We start from the raw sequence: 16,931 nt of genomic DNA, 5'->3' as shown, positions 1-16,931 counted from the left end.
CAAAATGTGCCTTTCTTTCTTCTAATGGCAATACTATCATACTGTATTTTTTGTGTCAATACATTTCACCTTATGGAAGTGCAAATTAAAATTTTCACTTCCTAATTATACATCCAACCATTACGAAATTCAATCTTTCACAACCTCTTTACAACCACAACCACAGCACTCCAGCAAACGCAGGAGCACCATACCGTAAAACGCTTATGTGTAAATCAACTCCGTTCCTACAACTTCCCTCACACAAGCCTGAATATTATTCATTCTTCCAATCCATTCGTAGGGATTATCTTTCTTTAATTGTTCCGTCACATCTTGTCTGTCGGCATATTCCTTTACCAGTCGAAGAAACATATCCTCTGCTTGCTTATCGACTTCTGCAAGATAACTATGCAGCTTTCCGCTTGTCAGCAGGTTCATATATAACACTTTATAGTGTTCCTTTAAATGCCTTGCATGTCGTTTCCCCCATAAACCAATCGGCTCTATTTCTTCTTCGGCTGGTACTGTGATGTTCGGCAATAAATAATCACCCACCTGTCTATAAGTTCCGCCCATTTCTTCAAAAATTGTCTTTGTCATTTTCCTTTTCCTCCTGTGATTTTTGTCTATCGTGATCGTGTATTATCACGCTTGCGACCTTTAACTGTTCTTGCCTGCTCCAACAAATCATCTATCTGTTTGCGACCAAAAACCTTACGGAGCAGGCTGTAATCTTTATTTTCTGCTTTTAGGATTTTGTTTTCTTCGGTCAATCTTTCATTGACTTTCTCCAAACGCTGATTGGTGCGGTATAACTGTGCATTCGCTGTATTCAGCCTATGATAGTTGTCCCACCCCTCAAAGCAGCGGGCAAGCACCGTTTTGACAAGTTGCTTCAATTTCCTTACAACCGGCTCTGCCATTTTGGTTTTATATGCCTTTGCAGTCATAAATTTCTCTGGTTCTGGCAACTGATATTTCGGTGCAGTATCAAGCTCTATTTCAAGATTTGACAGCTCGTCTTTTGCCTTATCATAGTTCAATACTCGTTCCGACAACACATCAAATTCAATCTGTTTCTGCTCGATTTTCGCACCTAATGCCGCCACTTCTTTTTCTCTTTCCTGCTTTTTATAATCCAAAACAGAAAGATGTTTTTCGTGTGTGCCTAAATGTTCCCACTCAATCCCATAACGTTCCATCACCGCCGCAAGCTGTTCTTTTTCGGACTGTATCCATTGCGACCACTCCGTATCGCCACGACTGCCGCCCTTAAAACCTTGCGTTGCAAGAGCCTGCTTTAGTGACACTCTTGTATCAAGTCCACGCTTGCTGCCTGTGGTAAAAGGTACAAAATCTATGTGCAGATGTGGTGTAGCTTCATCCATATGCAGATGAGCCGAGAACACCCGAAGCTGTGGATTTCGCTCCTGAAAACCCTGATAGTATTCATCTAAAATCTGCTTTGCCAGTTCTCCGTTTTCCGTATCGGCGTTCATATTTCCCTTACCGCCCACCTGTAAAATGATTTCGTGGAACGGTTTTTCCTGCTTGGAACTTCGGATTTTTTCATAATAATCTTTTATCTTTCGGTCTGACCTTATCTGCTTGGCATTGTATCTTTCCAATGCTTCATCAAACAATTCGTGATAAACTGTCTTTATATTTTCATTGCAGTAGTCGATATTGAGATGAGTACGAGTTCCGTCTACATTTTCTGCTCGGAACTTTCGGCTATTGTGATTGACCGAGCCTTTACCGACCATTGCACTTATCGTTCTCTGCATTTTTTCATCTCCCATCTGTAAATTTCAACATTCTCAGGTTTTGTTACTTTTGTCAAAAGTAACGCAAAAGCACTTTTGACGGGTACACCCATCAAAAATGCGACCTGTAAACAGGTTTTGCGTTCTCCGAAGGCTCTCCGAGGGGTGAGCGTGTGCCGGTGGCACACACGCCTGCGAACCGACCGAGCCAGCAGGCGAGACCAAAGAGCCGCCTTTGAAAAGGCACTCTCTGCACACTCCCCTAAACTTTATCCGGTGTCAAAGTGTGACGATGGTGACAATGTTTTTCACAGCGTGCTGCTCTCAAAAACATTGACACCTTTGACACCGTTTGTCACGCCGTCTGCTCGGTTTCTTTCCAAAGTGAAACCTTTCTTCCGTCGTGTGTGCGGCTGTTCTGATAACGGATACCGTAATCACGAAACAGCCTGCTTGCGTTGATACTGAGCCTTAAAGAAAGTACATTCGGCTTTATATCCACCGCAAGCCTTTCGCAAAGTTCCGAAGCAGTTCCTTCCCATCTGTCACTTTCCGAAAAGAGCGTATCCGCTATCTTCTCAAGCAGAGGTTCGGGCGGTTCTTTCCACATCTCCGTTTCCGATTTTGCAAAGTTCCACACCAATCGCTCGCTGTCCCTTACAAGATGGATTTTCATATCCTGCTGGTCTCTGCCAGCAACATCAAGTGTGGCATTGTTGGAAGTACGCTTGTCCTTACTGAGAACAAATGCACCGTCTGCCGCACCCAGCAGACCATTCGTGCCTGAAATCATATCGAATATATCTTCCGATTTTTGTTTGCGTGTATGATGAACAATAAGCATTGAAACCTTGTAACTGTCTGCCAACGCTTTCAGCCTTGCCACAACATCATAATCACTTGCGTAGCTGTAATCTGCTCCGCCTGCTTCACGCACACGCTTTAAGGTGTCTATGATAATCAAGCCTGTGTCTGGGTGTTCCCTCATAAACCCTCTTATCTGTTCTTCCAGTCCGCCATTGACCGTTTTACATTCCGTTGCGAAATACAGATTGCCTGTCTCCTTTGCACCGAACATCTGAAACAATCGCTTCTGCAAACGTGGGTAATCATCTTCAAGGGCAAAATAAAGCACCGTTGCCTTACGCACCTTATACTCCCAAAGCGGTGTGCCTGTGCTGATATGATAGGCAAGCTGTGCCATCATAAAGCTCTTTCCCACTTTCGGGGAACCTACGAAAAGGTAAGTTCCCCTTTGGAGCAGACCGTCGATAAGTGGTGTCTGAACCTCAAACACCGTATCATACAGCGTTGTCATTGATACTGTTTTCAGATAGGAAGGGTCTAACTGTCTGAGTATTTCCCTTTGCATTTCTTCAAAAGATTGCTCGTACCCCTTGAAATCCGTATCCTGATTGACTATACTATTGTCAGTACATTTGGAAAGTGACTGTTCCGCATCTGTTGCCGCAGATACATTTGGAATAGTCATTTCTTTTTTATTCTCCATTCGCATCCTCTCCTTTCAAACCGCCGAGAATAATGGAAATCAGTTCTATTACACTCAGCAGTTCATCATCCACACCTTTTCCTGCTTCAATCCTTTTCAGTTCCGCAAGGACTGTGGCAAATTCCGTTTTCAACGCCTTATACACTCTCGGATTGCCCTGTACCACCACATCCTGATTTAAGCAACGGCGGTAACAATACTCCTGTTTTGGCAATCCTGATAGAGCTACAGCTCTGTTAATGAGTTCGTTTTCTTCGGGCGATACTCGAAACCCTACTGTGATATTCCTCCAACGATTTTTGTTATCTCTGTTCTTAGCTGACATTTTCAAAATCTCCTTTCCCTAAATCATCTAATTTTTCTGCCATCTCAATCTGCTTTGACGGAAAGAGGTGTGCGTACTGATAAGTAATATCAATACTTTCGTGACCAACTCGGTCAGCAATCGCCACCGCAGAAAAGCCCATATCAATCAAGAGTGAAATGTGGCTGTGACGGAGATCGTGAATGCGGATACGCTTCACGCCTGCCGCCTTTGCCCCTCTGTCCATCTCGTGATGAAGATAGCTTTTCGTCACCGTAAAGATACGGTCTTTCTTCTTCAATCCGTAAAGCATACCGAGATATTCTTTCATTTCCTCACACAGAAACTTCGGCATTTTAATCGTGCGGTTGCTCTTTTTCGTTTTCGGAGAAGTAATCACATCCTGCCCTTTCAAACGCTGATAGGATTTATTGATTGTGACTGTTTCCTTATCAAAGTTGAAATCTGCCGGAGTCAAAGCTAACAGCTCGCCCTCTCGGATACCGCACCAGTAAAGCATTTCAAACGCATAAAAGGAAACAGGCTTGTCCATCATCTCAAAAGAGAATTTCTTGTATTCTTCCTTTGTCCAGAACAGCATTTCCTTGTGTTCCTCACGTCCCATATTTCCCACCTTTGCCGCAGGATTGGAACGCAGTTCATAGTAGCGGACAGCGTGATTGAAAATGGCGGACAACTGATTGTGCAGCGTTTTCAGATACGTCTGTGAATAAGGCTTTTTCTTCTCATCACGATAGGCAAGCATTTCATTCTGCCAAGTAATAATCTCCTTTGTGGAAATCTCGCTGATTTTCAGTTTCCCGAAATACGGAAGTATCTTTGTGCGTATGATATGCTCTTTGGTAAGCCACGTGTTTTCCTTCAAACGGTTCTTCACATCATTGATATAAAGCTCCGTAAAGGCTTCAAAACTCATATCAAGGTCTGAAGAAGTCTGCAATTTGAACATTCTTTCCCATTCCTGTGCTTCTCGTTTGGTAGCAAAGCCACGCTTGCATTTCTGCTTGCGTTCCCCTTTCCAGTTCACATACCTTGCCATCACATACCAAGTACCGTTATCTTCATTCTTAAATACCGGCATTTACATTTCCCCCTTTCCTGCTCCGTAGAGCCTTTCGTAAAAATACTGGCGATTTACACGCCCTGCAATCGTAATAAAGCCCTTTGCTTTCAATTCCTCATTTAATTGTCTGATGAGTTTATATGCATAAGGTTTTGATACGTTTAGTTCCTGAGCCACATCTTCGGCTCGGATAAATCTGTTTTCCATATCCTTTTTCTTCCTTTCTTAAAATAATTTTTTGCTTGCCGCTTTCTCCGTGTTAAAGTTCCAACAGGCACTCCTGCTTGTCGGCAGGCGCTGTGCTGTCCCAATGCACCGCAGTACATCAGGCGCTCGCTCGTATAGGGGTTCCCGAAAAGTCGGAGACTTTTGGGGAAGAGGAGGAGCAGTGCAGCGAATGAGCTTTTGTGCTTGCACACAAGCGAACGATACGGAACTTGCTCCGACGAGGTCTTGGCGGTTTGGCTTTTCGGACGGTCATTCAGTTGTCGCATTAAGCATATTTGTTTAATTCGTAATTTATTTTACTAAACATATTTGCTATTGTCAAGTGGTTGCAAAGAAAATATTAAACATTTTTGTTTCGGTTTTTCTTGACTTCCACTAAACATTTCTGCTATACTTATTTCACTAAATATAAAAGGAGCGTATCATTATGGCTATCAGCGAAAGAATACATTTTTTCAGACTAATGCGTGGTATGACACAAAAGTATCTCGGTACAGCAATCGGTTTTCCAGAAAAGAGTGCTGATGTGCGTTTGGCACAGTACGAAACTGGTACACGCAAACCGAAAGCAGACCTTACAAATGCATTGGCACAGGTGCTTGATGTTTCTCCACAGGCTCTTGATGTTCCTGACATAGACAGCTATATCGGTCTTATGCACACTCTGTTTACCCTTGAAGATATTTACGGTCTTACTGTCAGTGAAGCAGACGGAGAGGTATGCTTAAAGGTCAACAAGGACAAAGGCAGAGAAGCATATGAACTCCTCAAAATGCTGTATGCTTGGAAAGAACAGGCAGACAAGCTATCTTCCGAAGAAATCAACAGAGAAGAATACGATAACTGGCGTTACCATTATCCAGAGTTCGACACCACACAGCGTTGGGCAAAAGTTCCATCACAGGAATTAAGTGACGCTCTCGTGGAAGCATTCAAAGACCACTTGAAAGATAAATAAGCACCTACAGGACCTGCCACTGGCAGCTCCCTACAGATGCTTTGGCAACGACAAAAAAGCCCTTAACTATGGTTATTAACCACAGCTAAGGGCTTAGTTTATAATATGGAATTTGTTCAGAGCCAAGCTCCGAACTTTAGTCTGCAAGCCACCTGTTAATTGTTCCGTTACCCATAAACCACTGGATAACAAGAATAATGGCACTTGCTATGACTGTTATCAATTTGTTATCAAAAGACTAATCGAAATCGCTGAAACCCGCATAAACACTGGCTTTTTTAAGCAACTCGATTTATTCAAACTCAATTGTTCCTGGAGGTTTACTTGTAATATCATACATTACTCTGTTTACCCCACGAACTTCGTTTATAATACGTGACATAACTTTATTTAATACTTCATAAGGAATTTCTGCAGCTTCTGCTGTCATGAAATCGATAGTATTAACTGCACGTAAAGCGATTGCATAATCATAAGTTCTCTCATCACCCATAACTCCTACAGAACGCATGTTTGTAAGAGCTGCAAAGTATTGACCGATTGAACGGTCTAATCCTGCATTAGCAATTTCTTCTCTATAGATTGCATCTGCATCTTGCACGATTTTTACTTTTTCAGCATTGACTTCACCAATGATACGAATACCAAGACCTGGTCCTGGGAATGGTTGTCTAAATACTAAGTATTCAGGAATTCCTAATTCTAAACCAACTTTACGTACTTCATCTTTGAATAAATCACGTAATGGTTCAATAATTTCTTTAAAATCAACATGATCTGGTAATCCACCAACATTATGATGTGATTTGATAACCGCAGATTCTCCACCAAGACCACTTTCAACAACATCTGGATAAATTGTTCCTTGTACTAAGAAATCAACTGCTCCAATTTTCTTTGCTTCTTCTTCAAAAACACGAATAAATTCTTCACCAATGATTTTACGTTTAGCTTCTGGTTCAGTAACACCTTTTAACTTTTCATAATATCTTTCTTGCGCATTTACTCTAATGAAATTTAATTCATAATTTCCATCAGGTCCAAAGACAGCTTCTACTTCATCCCCTTCGTTTTTACGAAGTAAACCATGATCTACAAAGACACAAGTTAATTGATTACCAATGGCTTTAGAAAGTAAAACGGCTGCAACAGATGAGTCAACACCACCTGATAAAGCACATAATACTTTACCATTACCAACTTTTTCTTTGATCGCTTTGATTTGTTCTTCAACGAAAGAATCCATGCGCCAATCACCAGCACAGTTACATACATCTAAAACAAAGTTAGAAAGCATTGTTTTACCATATTCACTATGTAAAACTTCTGGATGAAATTGGATTGCGTATAAATCTTTTTCTTTATCTTCACAAGATGCTACTGGACAATCTTTTGTATGTGTTGTAATTTCAAAACCAGGTGCAATTTTTGAAATATAATCAAAATGTGACATCCAAACTGTAGATGTTTCAGGAACACCTTTTAAAATTTTAGATTGTGGTTGATCAACTAATAAAATTGATTTACCATATTCTCTTACATCTGCTCTTTCAACTTTTCCACCTAAAACATGTTGCATTAATTGAGCACCATAACATAAACCTAATACAGGAATACCTAATTCAAATAATTCTTTAGAATAAGTTGGTGAATCTTCTAAATAACAACTATTTGGTCCACCTGTTAAAATGATTCCTTTAGGATTCATTTCTTTAATTTTTTCTAAAGGTGTTTTATAAGAATAGATTTCACAATAAACATTGCATTCACGAACACGACGAGCAACTAATTGATTATATTGCCCACCGAAATCCATGACAATGACTAATTCTCTTTTCATGAAAGACCTCCTTTATTAAAATTTAATATCTTTTAAAACAACTGTTTGTTCTCTATCTGGTCCAACACTGAACATTCTTACTGGACAATGAACAAGTTCTTCGATTTTACGAATATAATTTTGACAATTTACTGGTAATTCTTCAAAAGATTTTACATGTGTAATATCTTCTTTCCATCCTGGTAATTCTTCATAAACAGGTTCACATCTTTCAATATCTTTAACAGTTGCAGGTAAACCATAAATTTCTTTACCATCTAATTTATAAGCTTTACAGATTTTAATTGTATCAAATCCACTCATAACATCTAATAACATTAATGAAATACCTGTTAAAGAAGACATTCTTCTTGATTGATTAACAACTACTGCATCAAACCAACCAGTTCTTCTTGGACGTTCAGTTACAGTACCATATTCATGTCCTCTTTCTCTAATTAAATCACCTGTTGCATCATTTAATTCAGTTGGGAATGGTCCTGATCCAACACGAGTTGTATAAGCTTTAATAATTCCAATTGCTTCTTTGATATATAAAGGTCCAATACCAGCCCCTTCAGATACCCCATTAGCTCCTGGATGTGATGATGTAACAAATGGATAAGTACCATAATCAATATCTAACATAGCTCCTTGAGCTCCTTCAAATAAAACTTTTTTATCTTCTCTTAAATATTGATCTAATAACATACCTGTATCACAAACTAAAGGTTTAATAATTTTAGCGTATTCTTTGTATTCTTCAAAAATTTCTTCTACAGTAAACATGTCTTTTAATTCAGGATATTCTGCAACTTTCATTGGGAAAGTTTCTTTTAATCTTTCTAAGAATAATTCTTCATCAACGAATTCTCCCATACGAATACCAATACGACTATATTTATCTACATAAGCAGGTCCAATACCTCTTTTTGTAGTTCCAATACTTTTATCACCTTTTCTCTTTTCTTGTAATTCATCAATTTCAAGATGATAAGGTAAAATCACATGACAACGATCAGAAATTCTAATTTTGCTTGTATCAATACCACCATCATTTAAATATTTCACTTCTTCTAAAAATGCTTTAGGATTAACAACCATCCCATTTCCCATGATTACTTCATGCCCAGAGAAAATACCTGATGGTATTAATTTTAAAGCAAATTTCTTACCACCATAAACAATGGTATGACCTGCATTGTTTCCTCCAGCATAACGACATACAACATCTGCTTTTTGTGCAAGATAATCGGTAATTTTTCCTTTACCTTCATCTCCCCACATACTTCCTACAACAACTACACCAGCCATAATTCATTTCCACCTTTCTATCATTGGCTTTTTCATACATTTTTATTATATGCTATATTTTAATATAAGTAAAATTAATATATAATATATTTGATATAAGGAGTACTAATATGATAAAACTAGAACAATATAAGATATTTAACGAAGCAGCATCTACCCTTTCTTTTTCAAAAGCAGCAAAGAATTTATTCATTTCACAATCCGCTGTTTCTCAAACAATCCATGCTTTAGAAAAAGAACTCAATACCCAACTCTTCATTCGTTTAAACAAAGGCGTTACTCTTACTAAAGAAGGTATGCTCCTTCATAAAAACATTACTGAAGCTCTTGCTTTAATTACCAGCGTTGAAAATGAACTTTCTCATTATAACGAATTACTTTCAGGACAGTTAAATATTGGTGCTGGTGATTCAATTTGTGAAAATTACTTAATTGATTTATTAAAACAATTTCATCATCTTTATCCAACAATCAAAATCAATGTTGTCAATGGAACTTCTATTGAAACAGTTGAACATTTAAAAAATGGAACGATTGATCTTGCCTTTATCAATCTTCCTTTTGATGATGAAAGTCTAGCGATGAAAGAATGTTTAACAATTCATGATATCTTTATTTCTAAAGAAAAAGATGATCATCTTTACAGCTATCAAGAAATTGCGAAAAAGAATCTTATTCTTTTAGAAAAATCAAGTAATTCAAGAAATTATATTGATAAATACTTTGCTAAACATGGAATTTTATTAAATCCTGAAATGGAATTAGGAGCCCATCACTTGCTCTTAGAATTTACTCATGCCAATTTAGGAAATGCGTGTGTTGTTAAAGAATTCTCCCATGATTTCTTAGACAAAAATAAAGTTTATGAAATACAATTAAAAAAGCCCCTTCCTTCTAGAAGCATTGGCTATACTTATCTTAAAAGAAGAAGCTTATCACAAGCAACTTTAAAGTTTATCGAATTAATTGATCAATTTGATAAATCAATTTAGATTCTAATTTAGATAAAGAAAGACTCGCTTTGACAAGTAAAGGAATATCGAAAGATATTTCTTTTTCTTTATATTTTAATAACACATGAACAATTTCACCTAATGGATGTTCCTTCAAAGTTAAATGAATAAAGACTGGCCCTCCATTATTAACAAAATAATCACTTAATAAAAAATCACATTCATTTAAAATCGTAAAACCATTAACCTTTTTCATTACTTCTTCAAACAAATTAGGATTTTCTACAAGATAATCCTTTAATTTTTCTTCAATCATTTTCTTTGTTTGTTTAACAAATTCATCGGCTTCACTTTGATGTTTTGCTTTAACCCCTAGTCTTACCCTTACATACTCTTCAGAAGCATACAAAGCAATAGAAATATCTTTTTGACTTTGAACAATATCATCAATCAAAGTAGCCGCTGCTGATTCACCAATGCCTTGTGTTACTAAATCGTACGTATAAATTTTCGCTTGGCGATATTTTTCTAAATAAGGTTTTAGTTGATGATCAACTACATAAGTCATCTCTTTAGGTGGTCCAGGAAGATTAACAATCATTTTTTTATCTTTAGACATCACACAACCATTGGCTGTTCCAATAGGATTATCTAACACATAACAATTTTTAGGAAAGTAAGCTTGTTTAAAGTTATTATCACTAACTTTATCAAGTTGTGTTACAAAGCAACATTTATCATTGACTTTCTTTGCTTCATCTTCATCAAAAATCATTTCTAATCCTAAATATTTTGCTGATAATTCTTTCGTAAGATCATCTTCAGTAGGTCCTAATCCTCCTGTGGTAATAACACAATCGCACCCTCTATTAAAAGCGATATCTAAACAATCTAAAAATCTTTGGGGATTATCTCCCACCACTGTTTGAAAGAAAACATTAAAACCTAATTCTTTACACATTTTTTGTAAATAGGTTGCATTGGTATTGACAATTTCTCCAAGTAACAATTCTGTTCCAACATTAATAATTTCTACGTTCATACACGTCCTCCTTACAAAAAAAGAAGTATAAAGATACTTCTAAATTAATGAAAATCCTAAAAAGCTAACCACCATCATAATTACACCAGCAAGTAAAACTCCTAGCATAACGGCAATCGTTGTTGATTTAAAATCCATATCTAAAATACTAGCTGCAAGTGTTCCTGTCCATGCACCTGTCCCTGGAAGTGGAATTCCTACAAATAATAATAAAGCAACAAAAGTACTTCTTCCTACTTTTTCTTGAAGTTTCTTTCCACCTCTTTCACCTTTGTCTAAACACCAAGTGAAAAATTTACCAATAACTGGTTTATCACAACCCCATACTAAAACCTTTCTAGCAAATAAGTAAATAAAAGGTACAGGTATCATATTAGCAAGAATACAAACAATATAAGATGGAATAATTGGTAATCCTAATCCTTGAGAAACAGGAATTGCTCCTCTAAGTTCAATTAAAGGTACCATTGATATTAATGCAATATATAAATAATTCATCTAAAATCTCCTTTTTAACATTCTCATTATAACAAACCAAACGGATTTGACAACATCCTTTTATTTTCTACGATATGCAACTTGGTTAAAAGTATACTTGTCTACACGATAATAAGTATACCCATATTCAATACATTTACCATTATGTAAGCATGTAATCGATAAAACTCTAAGCAAAGGTGTCACCGGATCAACTTGTAAATATTTTCCTAGTTCTTCACCCGCTAAAACCGCATCAATTTGTTGATCGGAAAAAGCAATATGTAAATTGAGATCATTTTCAAAATGATTAAATAAAGATGTACTGGATACTTCTAAAGGAATATCTCCTGTTAAATCATAATTACAGTAATCATCTTCAAAACATAAAGGCTCTCCGTTTACAAGTCTTACACGTTTAACGTGCCATACTTTATTATCTTCTAAAGCCATTTCTTTTTTCATTAAATCTGTAGCTTCTTCAAGTTCATTTAAAACAACATGACTTGTACAATCTTCTTTTTTCTTAGCACAGTCTTCTGTAACACTGTTTAATCCATCAAAACTTTTAAATCTGGATTTTTTACAAACAAATGAGCCAACTTTAGGAACAGAATAGATTATGTTTTCATTGATTAACTCTGTTAAAGCTTGGCGCACTGTCATTCGGGTAACACCAAAAAGTTCACACAATGCATGTTCACTTTCAATTTGTTCATTTTCATTATATTTTTCATCTTCAATATTTTGAATAATATATTCTTTAATTTTGACATATTGTGGTTTTCTTTTCACCATAACATCATCCCCTCGGCTTGTACTATACCATATATAAACATGTTTTGAAAAGAAAAAGAAGCAAATTTCTTTGCTTCTAAATTTCGCTACCTTCAAATTGTGATTGATAAAGTGAGGCATAGAATCCACCTTTTTCTAACAATTCATCATGATTACCAATTTCTACAATGTCGCCATCTTTCATGACAATGATTGTATTAGCATCACGAATCGTTGATAGACGGTGTGCAATAACAAAGCTTGTACGTCCTTCCATTAATTTTTCCATACCTTTTTGAATAAGCACTTCTGTACGTGTATCAACTGAAGAAGTTGCTTCATCTAAGATAAGAATTTTAGGATCTTTTAGAAACGCTCTAGCAATCGTTAATAATTGTTTTTGTCCTTGTGAAATATTTGATGTTTCTTCATCAAGAACCGTATCATAACCATCTTCTAAGGTATTGACAAAATGATCTACATACGCCATTTCACAGGCATTTTTTACTTCTTCATCACTGGCATCTAATTTACCATATATCAAGTTTTCCCTAATTGTTCCATTAAAAAGCCATGTATCTTGTAAAACCATTCCAAACAAACTTCTTAAATCATGTCTTGAAAAATCTTTAATATCATGACCATCAATCATAATTGAACCTTTATTTAATTCATAAAAGCGCATCAACAATTTAACAATCGTTGTTTTTCCTGCTCCTGTTGGACCAACAATAGCGACTGTTTGTCCAGCATGAACATGCATATTGAAATCATGAATAATTGTTTTTTCTGGAAGATAACCGAAGTTTACTTGATTGAAAGTAACTGAACCATGTAATTTTTCAACTTCATCTGTTTCAATTTTAACTGTTTCAGGTTCTAATTCTTCTTCCTCTAAAAATTCAAAAACACGTTCCGCAGCGGCAGCTGTACTTTGTAACATATTCATTGTTTGAGCAAGTTGGGCAATTGGTTGATTGAATTGGCGTACATATTGGATAAAGGCTTGAATATCACCAATCGTAATCGTATTACCCCCTGCTAAAAAACCACCTAATAAACAAACACTTACATATCCTAAGTTTCCTACAAAGTTACTTAATGGTTGCATTAAACCTGATAAAAATTGAGATTTCCATGCTGAATCATAAAGCGCATCATTATATTCATTAAAAGTTTTAACAGAATCTTCTTCCCCATTAAATGCTTTGACAACATCATGAGCACCATACATTTCTTCAATATGACCATTAACATCTCCTAAGCTTTTTTGTTGTCTGCTAAAATACTTTTGAGAATGTTTCATAACAAACATAATAAGTAACATGGAAAGTGGTAAAACAAGTACCGCAATCAATGTCATCTTTACAGAGATGGTAAGCATCATAATAAAGATTCCTACAACTGTAACAGAAGATGTAATCACTTGCGATAAACTTTGATTGAGTGATTGTGCAATTGTATCAATATCATTGGTTACTCTACTTAAAGTGTCTCCACTAGAATGTCTATCAAAATAACTTAAAGGCATTCTTGACATCTTCTTAGATAAAGAGCTTCTTAAATCATAAGCAACTTTTTGTGAAATCGAAGATGTAACAAATCCTTGAATAAAACTAAAGAGTGCACTGACAAGATAGAAACCAACAAGAATCAAACAGATCATACCAATATAATCAAAATCAATTCCACCGGTATTTGTTACCTTGGCCATAATTCCTTCAGATAATTTATCTGTTGCTTTTGCTAGGATCTTTGGTCCTACAATCGTAAATACTGTTGAACCAGCTGCAAAAATAATAACAACCGCTAATTTAAAATAATAAGGTTTTAAATAAACAAATAATTTCTTTAATGTTCCTTTAAAATTCTTGGCTTTTTCACCATTACCTCTCATTCCACGACCCATTGGTCCACGAGGCCCTTGTCTTCTTCTTTCATTACTCATGACTTAGTTCCTCCTTAGATAATTGAGAATAGGCAATTTCTTGATAAACCTGACATGATTTCATTAGTTCACCATGTGTTCCTTTACCAACAATTCTTCCTTCATCAAGGACAATGATTTGGTCTGCATCCATAATAGAAGCAATACGTTGTCCTACTAATAAAACTGTACTTTTTGTCTTTTTAACAAGTTGATTTAATTCTTGACGAAGTTTAGCATCTGTTTTGAAATCAAGTGCTGAAAAACTATCATCAAAAATATAAATATCTGGATTTTTTGCAATAGCACGAGCAATCGCAAGTCTTTGTTTTTGACCACCAGAAACGTTTGTTCCACCTTGTGAAATTTCCATATCAAAACGTTCTTCTTTTTGATCAATAAATTCTTTTGCTTGAGCAACTCGAATCACTTCTTCTAATTCTTCATCTGTTGCCTCTGGTGCACCATATTTTAAATTAGAACGAATTGTTCCAGAAAATAAGTTTCCTTTTTGAGGAACAAGTCCAATACGATCACGTAATTCATGTTGTGTCATCTCACGAACATCAACCCCTGCAACCTTAATACTTCCTTCACTGACTTCATAAAAACGAGGTACTAAATTAATAAGTGTTGATTTTCCTGAACCAGTAGAGCCAATAAAGGCTGTTGTTTGTCCAGGTTTAGCAACAAAATCAATATCTTTTAAAACCGGTTCACTTGCCCCTGGATAAGCAAATGAAACATGATTAAATTCAACAAGTCCTTTTTTACTTTCATCTAAAGCAACTGGATTTGTTGGATCTTGAATCGTTGGCTTAGTTTCAATGATTTCATAAACACGATTAGCAGCAACACTAGCTCGAGGTAACATAATAGCAATCATTGCAATCATTAAAAAGGCCATAATAATTTGCATTGCATATTGCATAAAGGCCATCATTTGTCCAATTGCTAAATTACCTAAATCGATTTGTTTAGAACCATAATAGACAATTACTAAAGTAACGACATTAAAGATAAACATCATAATTGGCATAATAGAAGCCATTGATCTATTAACAAATAAGTTTAAATTTGTAACATCTTTGTTGGCTTTATCAAAACGATCTTCACTATGTTTTTCATTACCAAAAGCACGAATAACAAGCATTCCTGATAAATTTTCACGCATTGTGAGATTTAAACAGTCAATTAAATTTTGAATAATTTTGAATTTTGGCATAACAACTGCAAACGCAACCGCCATCACACCAAAAATAACAAGAATAACAACTGCAATGATCCATGTCATTGATGGTGATTCTTTTAAAACTTTAATTAAAGCCCCAATACCAATAATTGGTGCAAAACATACAATACGTAAAAGCATCATTGTCACCATTTGTACTTGAGTAATATCATTTGTTGTACGTGTAATAAGTGACGCTGTTGAAAAATGATTAAATTCTTCGTTAGAAAAGCTTTCTACTTTTTCAAAAACATCTTTTCTTAAAGCACGTGCTACACCAGCACCAACTTTTGTCGCAAAGAAAGCAACTGAAATTGCAGCCACTGTTCCAAGTAAAGCAATTCCTAACATCTTTAAACCTGTTTTAAAAATATAATCGGTTTGTACTTTGTCAATGTCAGCACCTAATTTTTTATATTCAGCTTTAACACCATTACCGGCTGCAATTTTTAAAGTACTTTCACCCATTGTATCTATTCTTGTATCCATGTCTTCAAACATCTTTGATTTTTGACTTTCATCCATAAAAGAAATCGCATCATAAACACTCATATTTGGAGGTAATTGTCCAAATTTTTCTTGATACTCTTTACTAGAAGTATCCATACTATCAAGCGAAGTAATAATTAACATCGGTTTCATTAAAATATCTTCTAATTCACTTTCTTCATCACTTGATAAATCTTTCAATTGATAAACTGTTTTTCCTTTAGCCTTAGGAAATGTATCAATGATATCTTGATTGACTTTACTAACTTTTTTATAATCTTTTTTTACTGTTTTTTGATCCTTTTGATCAACAAACAATAATAAATGTTGATAAGTTTCTTCCGTTAAAACATCTGAAACAGGTGAAGCAAATCCCCCTGCTTGAATTCCCACTGAAACAATATCACTCATATAATCTGGTAAAGTTAATTCTGTTTGTGCTTGTACAAACAATAAACAAATACAAGCAAGAATTAAATACCAGAATTTCTTTAAATATCCTTTAATCTTGAACATCTAACTCCTCCTTCATTAAACGAATATTCTTTTCAAAGATTTGACAATACGTTTTCATTCTATCTAAATCTTCTTTATTTATTCCATCAAACAAACGTGTTGTAAACATTTTAATACCATCTTTACAACTTTCAATTTCTTTATTTCCTTTTTCTGTAATATGCAAAGTAATATTTCTTTTATCTTGCTTACTTACAATTTTTTCAATAAAACCCGCCTTTTCTAAACGTTGTAATCTTACTGATAATGTAGCTGGTGTAATTTTTAAACGTTCTGCAAGAATTTTTTGATTAGGATGACCAAAATGATCAATCAGACCTAACAAATAACATTGATCAGCTGATAAGCTTTGTATATTACTTTTTTTACTTGTGAACTCATGAATATTTTTATGGAGAGATTTAAATTGTAGAAAGATCTCTTTAATATCCTCAAATTCCAATGGATCCATAAGATGCCTCCTTTTATTAGTTAGTATACTAAATATTATAATTAGTGCACTAACTAATGTCAATATAATTAGTACACTAATTAATTTTCTATAAAAAAAGAAG

The 16,931-nt window shown here is 35.4% G+C and carries 16 protein-coding genes; 2 read left to right on the top strand and 14 right to left on the bottom strand.

Features of this window, described 5'->3' with window-relative positions; translation table 11 throughout:
- Positions 1 to 204: 204 nt before the first annotated feature.
- The 6 genes from LJD32_RS03615 to LJD32_RS03590 all read right to left on the bottom strand — a co-directional run bounded on the left by LJD32_RS03615 (position 205) and on the right by LJD32_RS03590 (position 4,853).
- Positions 205 to 582 (bottom strand): TnpV protein, encoded by a 378-nt coding sequence (locus tag LJD32_RS03615; RefSeq protein ID WP_009247523.1) that lies wholly within the window; start codon positions 580 to 582, stop codon positions 205 to 207.
- A 26-nt stretch (positions 583 to 608) separates the two neighbouring features.
- The gene (locus LJD32_RS03610; RefSeq protein ID WP_009247524.1) at positions 609 to 1,769 is read right to left on the bottom strand and encodes a plasmid recombination protein; all 1,161 of its coding nucleotides are present in this window, start codon (positions 1,767 to 1,769) and stop codon (positions 609 to 611) included.
- 334 nt (positions 1,770 to 2,103) lie between these two features.
- Positions 2,104 to 3,258 (bottom strand): AAA family ATPase, encoded by a 1,155-nt coding sequence (locus LJD32_RS03605; RefSeq protein WP_173680947.1) that lies wholly within the window; start codon positions 3,256 to 3,258, stop codon positions 2,104 to 2,106.
- Entirely contained in the window at positions 3,248 to 3,583 is a 336-nt protein-coding gene (locus LJD32_RS03600; RefSeq protein ID WP_009247526.1) for a plasmid mobilization protein, read from the bottom strand. Before LJD32_RS03600 ends, LJD32_RS03605 begins: the two co-directional genes overlap by 11 nt.
- Entirely contained in the window at positions 3,573 to 4,664 is a 1,092-nt protein-coding gene (locus LJD32_RS03595; RefSeq protein WP_009247527.1) for a site-specific integrase, read from the bottom strand. Before LJD32_RS03595 ends, LJD32_RS03600 begins: the two co-directional genes overlap by 11 nt.
- Entirely contained in the window at positions 4,665 to 4,853 is a 189-nt protein-coding gene (locus LJD32_RS03590; protein ID WP_009247528.1) for a transcriptional regulator, read from the bottom strand.
- Between the two features lie 448 nt (positions 4,854 to 5,301).
- Here LJD32_RS03590 and LJD32_RS03585 point away from each other — a divergent pair, with 448 nt between their 5' ends.
- A complete protein-coding gene (locus LJD32_RS03585; RefSeq protein ID WP_009247529.1) occupies positions 5,302 to 5,832 on the top strand; it encodes a helix-turn-helix domain-containing protein in 531 nt (176 codons plus the stop codon).
- 292 nt (positions 5,833 to 6,124) lie between these two features.
- Here the strand turns inward: LJD32_RS03585 and guaA are convergent, their stop codons facing one another.
- Positions 6,125 to 7,672 (bottom strand): glutamine-hydrolyzing GMP synthase, encoded by a 1,548-nt coding sequence (gene guaA / locus LJD32_RS03580; RefSeq protein ID WP_032091310.1) that lies wholly within the window; start codon positions 7,670 to 7,672, stop codon positions 6,125 to 6,127.
- Between the two features lie 15 nt (positions 7,673 to 7,687).
- Complete coding sequence (locus LJD32_RS03575; RefSeq protein ID WP_032091311.1) at positions 7,688 to 8,965, bottom strand: adenylosuccinate synthase; 1,278 nt, start codon at positions 8,963 to 8,965, stop codon at positions 7,688 to 7,690.
- 110 nt (positions 8,966 to 9,075) lie between these two features.
- On the opposite strand from LJD32_RS03575, the gene LJD32_RS03570 reads away from it, so the two are divergent.
- Positions 9,076 to 9,957 carry a LysR family transcriptional regulator gene (locus tag LJD32_RS03570; RefSeq protein WP_106987245.1) on the top strand — a complete coding sequence of 294 codons (882 nt, stop codon included), beginning with the start codon at positions 9,076 to 9,078 and terminating at the stop codon, positions 9,955 to 9,957.
- On the opposite strand, the gene LJD32_RS03565 is transcribed toward LJD32_RS03570, so the two are convergent.
- The 6 genes from LJD32_RS03565 to LJD32_RS03540 form a co-directional block, all read right to left on the bottom strand.
- Positions 9,920 to 10,960 carry a molybdopterin-binding protein gene (locus LJD32_RS03565; protein ID WP_175300811.1) on the bottom strand — a complete coding sequence of 347 codons (1,041 nt, stop codon included), beginning with the start codon at positions 10,958 to 10,960 and terminating at the stop codon, positions 9,920 to 9,922. The genes LJD32_RS03570 and LJD32_RS03565 overlap by 38 nt on opposite strands.
- A 39-nt stretch (positions 10,961 to 10,999) precedes the next feature.
- Positions 11,000 to 11,458: a COG2426 family protein gene (locus LJD32_RS03560; protein WP_227391856.1), complete on the bottom strand. Its 459-nt coding sequence runs from the start codon at positions 11,456 to 11,458 to the stop codon at positions 11,000 to 11,002.
- Positions 11,459 to 11,518: 60 nt separating this feature from the next.
- Complete coding sequence (locus LJD32_RS03555; RefSeq protein WP_227391855.1) at positions 11,519 to 12,235, bottom strand: GntR family transcriptional regulator; 717 nt, start codon at positions 12,233 to 12,235, stop codon at positions 11,519 to 11,521.
- 76 nt (positions 12,236 to 12,311) lie between these two features.
- Positions 12,312 to 14,162, bottom strand: a complete 1,851-nt coding sequence (locus LJD32_RS03550) for an ABC transporter ATP-binding protein (protein ID WP_227391854.1) — start codon at positions 14,160 to 14,162, stop codon at positions 12,312 to 12,314.
- Entirely contained in the window at positions 14,155 to 16,377 is a 2,223-nt protein-coding gene (locus LJD32_RS03545) for an ABC transporter ATP-binding protein (RefSeq protein WP_147580034.1), read from the bottom strand. Before LJD32_RS03545 ends, LJD32_RS03550 begins: the two co-directional genes overlap by 8 nt.
- Positions 16,364 to 16,828: a MarR family winged helix-turn-helix transcriptional regulator gene (locus tag LJD32_RS03540; protein ID WP_032091317.1), complete on the bottom strand. Its 465-nt coding sequence runs from the start codon at positions 16,826 to 16,828 to the stop codon at positions 16,364 to 16,366. Before LJD32_RS03540 ends, LJD32_RS03545 begins: the two co-directional genes overlap by 14 nt.
- Positions 16,829 to 16,931 lie beyond the last annotated feature (103 nt).

This window comes from Faecalibacillus sp. TM498 (assembly GCF_020589955.1).
Taxonomy (GTDB): Bacteria; Bacillota_I; Bacilli_A; order Erysipelotrichales; family Coprobacillaceae; genus Faecalibacillus; species Faecalibacillus intestinalis.
This window is presented reverse-complemented; position numbering and strand designations above follow the sequence as displayed.

Coding starts and splice junctions, on each gene's coding strand:
- LJD32_RS03615 (WP_009247523.1), bottom strand. CDS start 582: ATGACAAAGACAATTTTTGAAGAAATGGGCGGAACTTATAGACAGGTG.
- LJD32_RS03610 (WP_009247524.1), bottom strand. CDS start 1,769: ATGCAGAGAACGATAAGTGCAATGGTCGGTAAAGGCTCGGTCAATCAC.
- LJD32_RS03605 (WP_173680947.1), bottom strand. CDS start 3,258: ATGGAGAATAAAAAAGAAATGACTATTCCAAATGTATCTGCGGCAACA.
- LJD32_RS03600 (WP_009247526.1), bottom strand. CDS start 3,583: ATGTCAGCTAAGAACAGAGATAACAAAAATCGTTGGAGGAATATCACA.
- LJD32_RS03595 (WP_009247527.1), bottom strand. CDS start 4,664: ATGCCGGTATTTAAGAATGAAGATAACGGTACTTGGTATGTGATGGCA.
- LJD32_RS03590 (WP_009247528.1), bottom strand. CDS start 4,853: ATGGAAAACAGATTTATCCGAGCCGAAGATGTGGCTCAGGAACTAAAC.
- LJD32_RS03585 (WP_009247529.1), top strand. CDS start 5,302: ATGGCTATCAGCGAAAGAATACATTTTTTCAGACTAATGCGTGGTATG.
- guaA (WP_032091310.1), bottom strand. CDS start 7,672: ATGAAAAGAGAATTAGTCATTGTCATGGATTTCGGTGGGCAATATAAT.
- LJD32_RS03575 (WP_032091311.1), bottom strand. CDS start 8,965: ATGGCTGGTGTAGTTGTTGTAGGAAGTATGTGGGGAGATGAAGGTAAA.
- LJD32_RS03570 (WP_106987245.1), top strand. CDS start 9,076: ATGATAAAACTAGAACAATATAAGATATTTAACGAAGCAGCATCTACC.
- LJD32_RS03565 (WP_175300811.1), bottom strand. CDS start 10,960: ATGAACGTAGAAATTATTAATGTTGGAACAGAATTGTTACTTGGAGAA.
- LJD32_RS03560 (WP_227391856.1), bottom strand. CDS start 11,458: ATGAATTATTTATATATTGCATTAATATCAATGGTACCTTTAATTGAA.
- LJD32_RS03555 (WP_227391855.1), bottom strand. CDS start 12,235: ATGGTGAAAAGAAAACCACAATATGTCAAAATTAAAGAATATATTATT.
- LJD32_RS03550 (WP_227391854.1), bottom strand. CDS start 14,162: ATGAGTAATGAAAGAAGAAGACAAGGGCCTCGTGGACCAATGGGTCGT.
- LJD32_RS03545 (WP_147580034.1), bottom strand. CDS start 16,377: ATGTTCAAGATTAAAGGATATTTAAAGAAATTCTGGTATTTAATTCTT.
- LJD32_RS03540 (WP_032091317.1), bottom strand. CDS start 16,828: ATGGATCCATTGGAATTTGAGGATATTAAAGAGATCTTTCTACAATTT.